This window comes from Gammaproteobacteria bacterium (assembly GCA_022340215.1).
GTDB lineage: Bacteria > Pseudomonadota > Gammaproteobacteria > JAJDOJ01 > JAJDOJ01 > JAJDOJ01.
In genome coordinates, this window is the sequence record JAJDOJ010000168.1 from 1 (window position 1) to 7,982 (window position 7,982).

9 protein-coding genes are annotated in these 7,982 nt (G+C 61.9%); 7 read left to right on the forward strand and 2 right to left on the reverse strand.

Annotated features, from left to right (window positions below; translation table 11 throughout):
• Together LJE91_12105 and LJE91_12110 are read right to left on the reverse strand one after the other, a co-directional pair.
• Positions 1-767: aminotransferase class I/II-fold pyridoxal phosphate-dependent enzyme (locus LJE91_12105; protein MCG6869431.1), on the reverse strand; the 767-nt coding region annotated here is incomplete at its 3' end.
• Positions 768-885: 118 nt separating this feature from the next.
• Positions 886-2,019 carry an alpha/beta fold hydrolase gene (locus LJE91_12110; protein MCG6869432.1) on the reverse strand — a complete coding sequence of 378 codons (1,134 nt, stop codon included), beginning with the start codon at positions 2,017-2,019 and terminating at the stop codon, positions 886-888.
• A gap of 253 nt (positions 2,020-2,272) precedes the next feature.
• Here LJE91_12110 and LJE91_12115 point away from each other — a divergent pair, with 253 nt between their 5' ends.
• The 7 genes from LJE91_12115 to LJE91_12145 form a co-directional block, all read left to right on the forward strand.
• Positions 2,273-2,485, forward strand: a complete 213-nt coding sequence (locus tag LJE91_12115) for a response regulator (protein ID MCG6869433.1) — start codon at positions 2,273-2,275, stop codon at positions 2,483-2,485.
• A 326-nt stretch (positions 2,486-2,811) separates the two neighbouring features.
• The gene (locus LJE91_12120; GenBank protein ID MCG6869434.1) at positions 2,812-3,153 is read left to right on the forward strand and encodes a hypothetical protein; all 342 of its coding nucleotides are present in this window, start codon (positions 2,812-2,814) and stop codon (positions 3,151-3,153) included.
• A 266-nt stretch (positions 3,154-3,419) separates the two neighbouring features.
• Positions 3,420-4,025, forward strand: coding sequence for a paraquat-inducible protein A (locus LJE91_12125; GenBank protein MCG6869435.1), 606 nt, complete (start codon positions 3,420-3,422; stop codon positions 4,023-4,025).
• Entirely contained in the window at positions 4,022-4,657 is a 636-nt protein-coding gene (locus tag LJE91_12130; protein ID MCG6869436.1) for a paraquat-inducible protein A, read from the forward strand. The genes LJE91_12125 and LJE91_12130 overlap by 4 nt, the downstream gene beginning before the upstream one ends.
• Positions 4,654-6,312 carry an MlaD family protein gene (locus LJE91_12135; protein MCG6869437.1) on the forward strand — a complete coding sequence of 553 codons (1,659 nt, stop codon included), beginning with the start codon at positions 4,654-4,656 and terminating at the stop codon, positions 6,310-6,312. Before LJE91_12130 ends, LJE91_12135 begins: the two co-directional genes overlap by 4 nt.
• Before the next feature lie 9 nt (positions 6,313-6,321).
• Positions 6,322-6,954 carry a PqiC family protein gene (locus tag LJE91_12140; GenBank protein ID MCG6869438.1) on the forward strand — a complete coding sequence of 211 codons (633 nt, stop codon included), beginning with the start codon at positions 6,322-6,324 and terminating at the stop codon, positions 6,952-6,954.
• Positions 6,955-7,131: 177 nt separating this feature from the next.
• On the forward strand, positions 7,132-7,982 hold an 851-nt coding region (locus LJE91_12145; GenBank protein MCG6869439.1), incomplete at its 3' end, for an efflux RND transporter periplasmic adaptor subunit.

Sequence of the window (7,982 nt, forward strand, 5' to 3'; positions counted from 1 at the left end):
TAGGCTGCCTCGCCCAGGGCCTCGGTGTAGACCACGCCGTGATACGAGACGTCCGGCTCGTTCAGGAGCGCGTAGCGTTCCTTGTGCTCGGCCCAGGGGAACTTGCCGGAGTCCACCACGACCCCGCCGATGCAGGTGCCGTGACCGCCCATGTACTTGGTCAGGGCATGGACCACGATGTCGGCGCCGTGCTCGAAGGGGCGGCACAGGTAGGGCGAGGGCACCGTGTTGTCGACGATCAGCGGCACCCCGTGCGCATGCGCCATCTCCGCGATGGCGCCGAAGTCGACGATATTGCCGGCGGGGTTGCCGATCGATTCGCAGAATACCGCCTTGGTATTGGCGTCGATTCGGGTCGCCATGGCGTCGATATCGTTCGCGTCGCAGAGCCGGACCTCGATGCCCAGGCGCGGGAGGGTATGGGCGAACAGGTTATAGGTGCCGCCGTACAACTGGGTGGTGGAAACGATATTGTCGCCGGCCTGGGCGATGGTGAAGATCGAGTTGGTGATCGCCGCCATGCCCGATGCCAGCGCCAATGCGCCAACCCCCCCCTCCATTGCCGCGACGCGCTGCTCCAGCACGTCGGAGGTCGGGTTCATGATGCGGGTGTAGATATTCCCCTGGACCTTGAGATCGAACAGGTCGGCGCCATGCTGGGTATCGTCGAAGGCATAGCTGGTGGTCTGATAGATCGGTACCGCAACGGCCTTCGTTGCCGGGTCCGGTTGCCAGCCACCGTGTACTGCCAGCGTTTCGATTTTCATTCGTTGATCGCTCCTTGGGGTTGATGGGGCCGCCGTCCCGCCCGGGGATAGGTGACGAGGCCGCATGATAGCCGCTATCCTCGACGAACGCCCGGTGCATCCCGAAGAGCACGTTCCATCAGCGCATGACCCAGACATTGGGCCATGCGTTGCCCCGTAGCGCGCGGTTTCGCTTCCTATCGTCCTGCGCGACGCCCATTACGCTTTGCCGTATGTCTTCGTTCACGCGTCCGCTCAGGTAGTAGCTGTGCTCGACGAATCCCGTGACAATGGTCGAACAGTCGATCTGATGTATCTTGTTGTGCAGCAGGGAGGGCCGTGCCGCACCGGCGAGACCCAGACGCTCCGGATTGCCCTTGGTGTAGTCCGACACGTACATCGCGACGTCGCCCTGGTTGTGGTAGAGACTGACGCCGCGGGCGAGTTGCGGCAGGGTCGAGAGCGGTGCGCCGGGGTCGAACACATCGTCGTCGACATCCGGGGCGCACAGGAAGATGTGGTCGAAGATCCTCGGCAAAACGTCGCCGTCGTTGAATTCGGCGATGCGACGCAGTGTGTTCTGCAATACGTAGTTGCCCATCGAATGGCACAGCAGGTGCAGCTCCTGTCCGCATGCGACGTTGCCGCGACTGTCGCGGGTTCGCAGTTTCGCGAGAAAGTCACGGAGCTTGAGCATGCCGCGACCGAAGGCGTATCCGGACAGTTCGGCATCGGAGCGGTCCGACTTGTAGGAGACATAGGGCAGCGCGAGTCCATCCGACGGCCAGCTGAACAATACGACCAGAACGCCTTTGTCGCTCGCGCCAGCGTTGAGGCTTTCCTGCAGGGCGAGGGCGGAGGCGACGGCGGCCTCCCAGCTCACGTTGAATCCATGAATGAAGATCAGCACGTCGTGGCTTTTCTCCATCCGCTGGCGCAGTTCGTTGAAGGTCCGTGTGGAGCCGAATCGCTTGGCGGCCTGTTTCTCGTCGGGTCGGTTGTCGTCCAGGGTCTCCTCGAAAGCCTCGATATTCAGGTCTGCGATGCGGTCCTTGAAGTAGCCTGTCAAGCCGTCCCCGTCACCTTGTCCGAATCCGCAATCCTTGCCGAGAAATTTCGCGACCTTCGAAACATCGATTTCCAGATCGGCGCGGCCGAAGCGCAGATTCTCGAACCCGTCGTTGCTGGGTTTGGGTCCATAGCTGTCTGGCGCCCAGCGGTTCGATCCGATGTGACCGCGGTTGGTGGCGTAGTACAGGATGGTTTTGTTCATGTTGCGTGGTTCTCCGCTGATAAGGGGTCTGCATCCCTTGGTCCCTTCGCGCCACAAGGGTTGTCGTTGGTCCGAGCGTGGCACCATCATCTCCAGCAATACGGTCGATGAGCGGAGTTGCCGGGACGTCTCGTGCACACGGACACTGGGAGTTTAGCGGACGTCGGCGAGAGCGAATTCATGCCATGGGGTCACCATGCTGCACACGGGTTCCGTTGCCAATTCGGGGGAGCATCGATCGGATGGCGATGGGATGCCCGAAGCACTCCTGGTCGGTCTCGCCTTACCGGACTGCAGCGGTATAGATCTCATCAGGGAATCCCGGCGCTATGCTTCCCCTCCGGAGGTGATGGTCATCACCGTCTTCGGTGACGAACGCCATGCCGTCTCGGCCATCGAGGCGGGGGCGATGGGTTATCTGTTGAAGGATGCCGAACCGGATTTTATCGGCGATGCGATCCTGTAACTGCTGTAGGGGGGAGGCTCCAATCAGTTCGTCCATCGCAAGGCATCTTCTCAAAGGTTTTGGTCTGACTCCGGGGATACCCGGCAGGCTGCGCGGTCTGCGGTCCTCACGCCGCGGGAGCTGGAAATCCTGAAACTGGTTACCAAGGGGTTCAGCAATGAATAGTCTGCCAGCGGGTTCGAGTCCATGGTTATATACCCGTCGCGGACAGGGTTTCACGAGAAATTCCCGCGGGAAACACCGAGTCGCAAGCCTGATCTAGCGTGTCTCCGGTAATCCCGTCGGAACACGGTCGCGCACAAGGGCAGGGAACGGAAATATGACCGGTGATAAAGATGGATAGGGTGTTTCTAGTAGTTCTTATGCTCGCACTTTCTCATCTCGCCCTCGCCCAGGGTTCCACGGAGATTGGTGCCGACTCGGTGGGCGAATGGCAACTAAGTCGTCTCTTCCACCCCACCGAATCTCAGCGCCGCGCCGAGGAACGGGGCCAGATCTTCATCTATGAGGGGCTGAAGGATACCGATGTGGTTCGTGCGATGGACGAGGAATTCGACCGCGTTGAGTCCATGATGTTCGCTGGCACGGTAGTGACCGATCCGCAGGGCAAGGAATTAAGAGACCCGAAATCCGGCGAAGTCGTGTCTGAAGACGACGGATGTGACTGACTTCCGGGTTCTAGCAAAATTTTGGCGAATCCCTACCTTGACCCGCTCTTCGGTCATATAGTCAGTGGTTTCGGCCCGGTGGCCGAGTCCACTCGCGAGGTATAGTACCGCACACGGACACTGCACACGCGCACCATCCGATATTTCGACAGTAGCGGAGGTGTAACCCGGTCCCTGCGTATGTCCCGCTTTCCGGTCCCCTTCCGGTATGTCATCATGCCGCCCGTACGATTTTTCTTGGCACGGGAAAGGGGATCTGCGAGCAAATGTCGTCTCCGCTCATTGCTTGCCATGAATGCGATCTGCTGCAGCATCGCCTGCCGATTCCGGAGGGCGGCGTGGCGAAATGCCGTCGTTGTGGCGCACCCCTGTACCGCAACGTCCCGGACGGGGTAAACCGCACCGTCGCACTGGCGATCGGCGGGCTCGTCCTGTTCGTATTCGCCAATACCTTTCCGCTGTTGTCCATGCAGATCGGCGAGCAGGTGAGTTCGGCGGAGTTGTACACGGCGGTGAAGACCATGTGGGAACAGGGTGAGAAGGCACTGGCGATGCTGGTCACGCTGACCTGCATCGCGGCCCCGCTGACCGTGCTCACGCTGATGCTCTACGTCTTCCTGCCGTTGAAGTTCGGGCGTCTCGCCAAGGGGACCGTCGGGGTGTTCCGGCTACTCGCCACGATGCAGAACTGGAGCATGATGGAGGTGTTCATGCTCGGCATCCTGGTCACCGTCGTCAAGCTGGTCAAGATGGCGACCGTAATCCCCGGGCTTGGCCTGGTGTCGTTCTTCGTGCTGATCTTCCTGCTGGCCGCCGCCTCTGCCTCGATAGATACCGAGACGGTGTGGGAACGGGTGGACGCCCAACAATGACGGCAGGGGAACATTCCGCGCTCGAACTGTCGCTTGCCGGGTGCCACAACTGTGAGCAGGTGAGCCGGATACCGGCCGGGGTAGGCGACGCCGTCATGCGTTGTCCGCGTTGCGGCACGGTGATGCGCCCCCGCAAGACCGACAGTATCGCCCGCACCTGGGCGCTGCTGATCGCGGCCTACGTCTTCTACGTCCCCGCGATGGTATTCCCGATCACGAAGATCACCACGCTGGGACATGTTCAGGCCGACACCATCATGAGCGGCGTGATCTATTTTCTGAAGAGCGGTGACTGGCCCGTCGGGCTGGTGATCTTCGTGGCCAGCGTGTTCGTGCCGGTGCTCAAGCTGGTCATACTCACCTACCTGGTGATCTCGCTGCAGCGCCGGTCGCAGTGGCGGCCGCGAGACCGGACCCGGCTCTATCGCGTCACTGAGTTGGTCGGGCGCTGGTCGATGGTGGACATCTACGTAGTGACCCTGCTGGTGACGCTGGTCAAGGTGGGGGCGGTGGCAAACATCGATGCCGGCCCGGCTGCGCTCTACTTCGCCGCGGTCGTGGTGATTACCATCTTTGCGGCGAATTCTTTCGATCCGCGCCTGATCTGGGACTCGTTGGAGAAACAACCATGACCGAACAGCGGGGCGGAACCGGATCGATGGGCGCTGTTCCCGAGGTCGTCGTCGAGGAGAAGCGGCGAATCTCCATCGTCTGGCTGATCCCTCTGGTGGCGGTCGTGATCGGGGCGTGGCTGGTCTACAAGGCAATCTCGGAAAAGGGACCCGTCGTCACGATCACCTTCAAGACCGCTGCGGGGCTGGAGGCCGGCAAGACCAAGATCAAGTACAAGGACGTGGAGGTCGGCAAGGTCGAGTCCGTCACCTTCGGTGAAGACCTTTCCAAGGTCGTTGTCACCGCCGAACTGAGCCCGGAGATGCGGCCCTACCTGACCGAGTCCACCCGCTTCTGGGTGGTGACCGCGCGCGTGGCGGCCGGGGAGGTGAGCGGCCTCAGCACCCTGCTGTCCGGTGCCTTCATCGGAATGGACCCCGGCAGGGACGGCGAATCGGAGCGGAACTTCATTGGTCTGGAAAAGGCGCCGGTGGTGGTCGCGGACACCCCGGGGACACGGTTCGTCCTGCGTTCGAAGTCACTGGGTTCGATCGAGGCCGGTTCCCCCATCTATTATCGCCGGATCCGCGTGGGGGAGGTCGAGAGCTACGAACTCGAGCAGGGCGGCGAGGACATCGTTTTCAGGGTCTTCGTGTATGCGCCGCACGACCGTCTGGTACATGAAAATACCCGTTTCTGGAACGCCAGCGGGATCGATGTCTCGCTGAACGCCGATGGTCTCCGCCTGGAGACCGAGTCCATGGTGTCCCTGCTGGTCGGCGGCATCGCCTTCGATACGCCGAGCGATCTCGATAACGCTTCACCTGCGGCGTCCGGGACGGAATTCCAACTCTACCAGTCACGCGAGGCGACCACGAAGCACGAGTACCAGCGCAAGGATTACTATCTCGTCTACTTCGAAGGGTCGGTGCGCGGCCTGAAGGTCGGCGCGCCAGTGGTAATACGCGGAATGGAGGTCGGCAAGGTCGTTGACATGAACTTCCTGTTCGACGTGAAGAAGGTCGATTTCGAGGTGCCGGTGCTGATCGAGATCGAACCGGACCGGATCAAGGTGGTCGGTCTCGAACCGGGGGACGAAGAGCGAAAAATGGTGAACGAGCTGGTCGCCCGTGGCCTGAGGGCGCAGCTGAGGTCGGGTAACATCCTGACCGGGCAGCTGATGGTGGAACTCGAATTCCAACCTAACGCCCCCCCGGCCACGATTCGCACCGAGGGCCAGTACAAAGTGCTGCCAAGTGTCCCGGCCACGATCGACCAGCTCAGGCTGGGTTTGAACGAGATCCTGAGAAAGATCCAGGATCTGCCGTTGGACAAGATCGCTGAGAACCTCAACAACACGCTGGCAGGGACCAGTCGTCTGGTCAATTCCGAGGAGGTCGCCGCATCCGTGCGCAGCCTCAACGGGACCCTGTTGCAGACCGAGCGGCTCGCGGCGGGTCTGAGCGACGACGTGATGCCGGAACTCGAGGGCACGCTGAAACAGGCACGGAGCGCCATGCAGAACGTCGATGGTCTGCTGCGCTCGGACTCGCCCGCCTATAATGAGTTGATGGCCATGATGCGGGAGCTTTCCGGTGCGGCAAGGTCCCTACGCATGATGGCCAACTACCTCGAAAGGCACCCCGAGGCCCTGATCAAGGGCAAGTCCCGATAGGAATTGCAAATGACGACATCCTGCTCAATCCGGATCATCGTATTCGTCGGCATGGTGGTCGCGCTGACGGCCTGCGGCACCTCCCCGCCAACAAACTTCTACGTCCTCAGCCCGATCGCCGGCGGCGGTGGGCCGAGACCCTCGGGAGATGCCGAAGAGATCGTCGGCGTAGGGCCCGTCGAGGTCTCCGCCTACCTGGATCGTTCCCAGATCGTGATCCGCGAGGGCGCGAACCGTATCGAACTGGCGGACTTTCACCAATGGGCAGAACCCGTCGGCGACAACATTGCGACAGTGCTGGCGGAAAACCTCTCGACGTTGCTTCCGCAGGTGCACGCCATCGTTCGTCCCTGGAGCGACGTGCCGACCGACTTTCAGGTCCCGGTCAAGATCCTGCGGTTCGACAGCGACCCCGCGGGCAGGATTCATCTCAAGTCGAGCTGGAGCATCGTGGACCGCAGCGACCACCGCTACCGGGTGTTGCGCGAATCGGCGATCGTGAAACAGGCGAGTGGCAGCGGTTTCGAGGACATCGCGGCCGGGATGAGTGGGGCGCTGCAGGAACTCAGTGAGGAGATCGCCGCCGAGTTGAGCAAGTTGCTGAAGGGACATGGCAATCGGACTGAGCGCCTTCCCCCTTGAGGGGAAGGTCGGGATGGGGGTGGGACTCGAGGGCAGTCACCGTGCTGGTAGATAGTCCCGCCCCCCTCCCACCTGACCTCCCCCCTGCCAGGGGGGAGGAACGAATGCCCACCTGCGACGGGGAAAGGCATTTTTCGTCGCAAGCGAACCTTGAAGGCGGGTGATGCGGGAGTCACGTTGAGAAGCACAAACAATCTGTTGCCGGGATTCGTGGCTGCTGCAGGACTCTCCCTGTTGTTTGCGTCGGCCGGTTGCGAGCGCGCGTCACACACAGCGGCCGTACAGGTCCCCGAGGTCGAGGTCGCCGACGTCGTGCGGAAGTCTATTCCCGACTTCCGCCAGTATGTCGGCAACACTGCCTCGGTGCAGTCGGTGACGCTCGTGGCCCGGGTAGAGGGCATTCTGCAGTCGCGCGGATTCTCCGAGGGGAGCGACGTCGGGGAAGGAGATCTGCTTTACAGCATCGACCCGAAACCCTTCGAGGCGGACCTGCAGCAGGCCGAGGGCGATCTTGCCGAGGCGCAAGCCAACCTGAAGAATGCGCAGCGCGAGGTCAGGCGTTACGCGAAACTGCTCAAGACCGAGGATGTCTCCCGGGAGCGCTACGACGAGCTGGTCACAGCCGCCGAGGTCGACGCCAGTCAGGTCCAGACGGCGCAGGCGGCCGTCGACCTGGCGAAGCTGAACCTGGGTTACACGAAGATCCATGCACCCTTCAGTGGCCGCATCGGTAAGACCCTCGTGGATACCGGCAACCTCGTGGGGCCGGATCACGCGGATAAGCTGGCCCTGCTGGTGCAGCTCGATCCCATCTACGCCTACTTCCACCCGCGCGACAGGGACCTCGCGCAAATGGCGGGCAGGATCCGGGTTGGCAGCACGCCGGTCGAGGTCAGACCGCCCCACGGCGCGGATCGGACCTGGTCCGGCAAGATCGATTTCGTCGACAACACCGTCGACAGCGCAACCAATACCATCACCATGCGCGCACGGGTCGACAACGCCGACAAGATCCTGTTGCCGGGGCA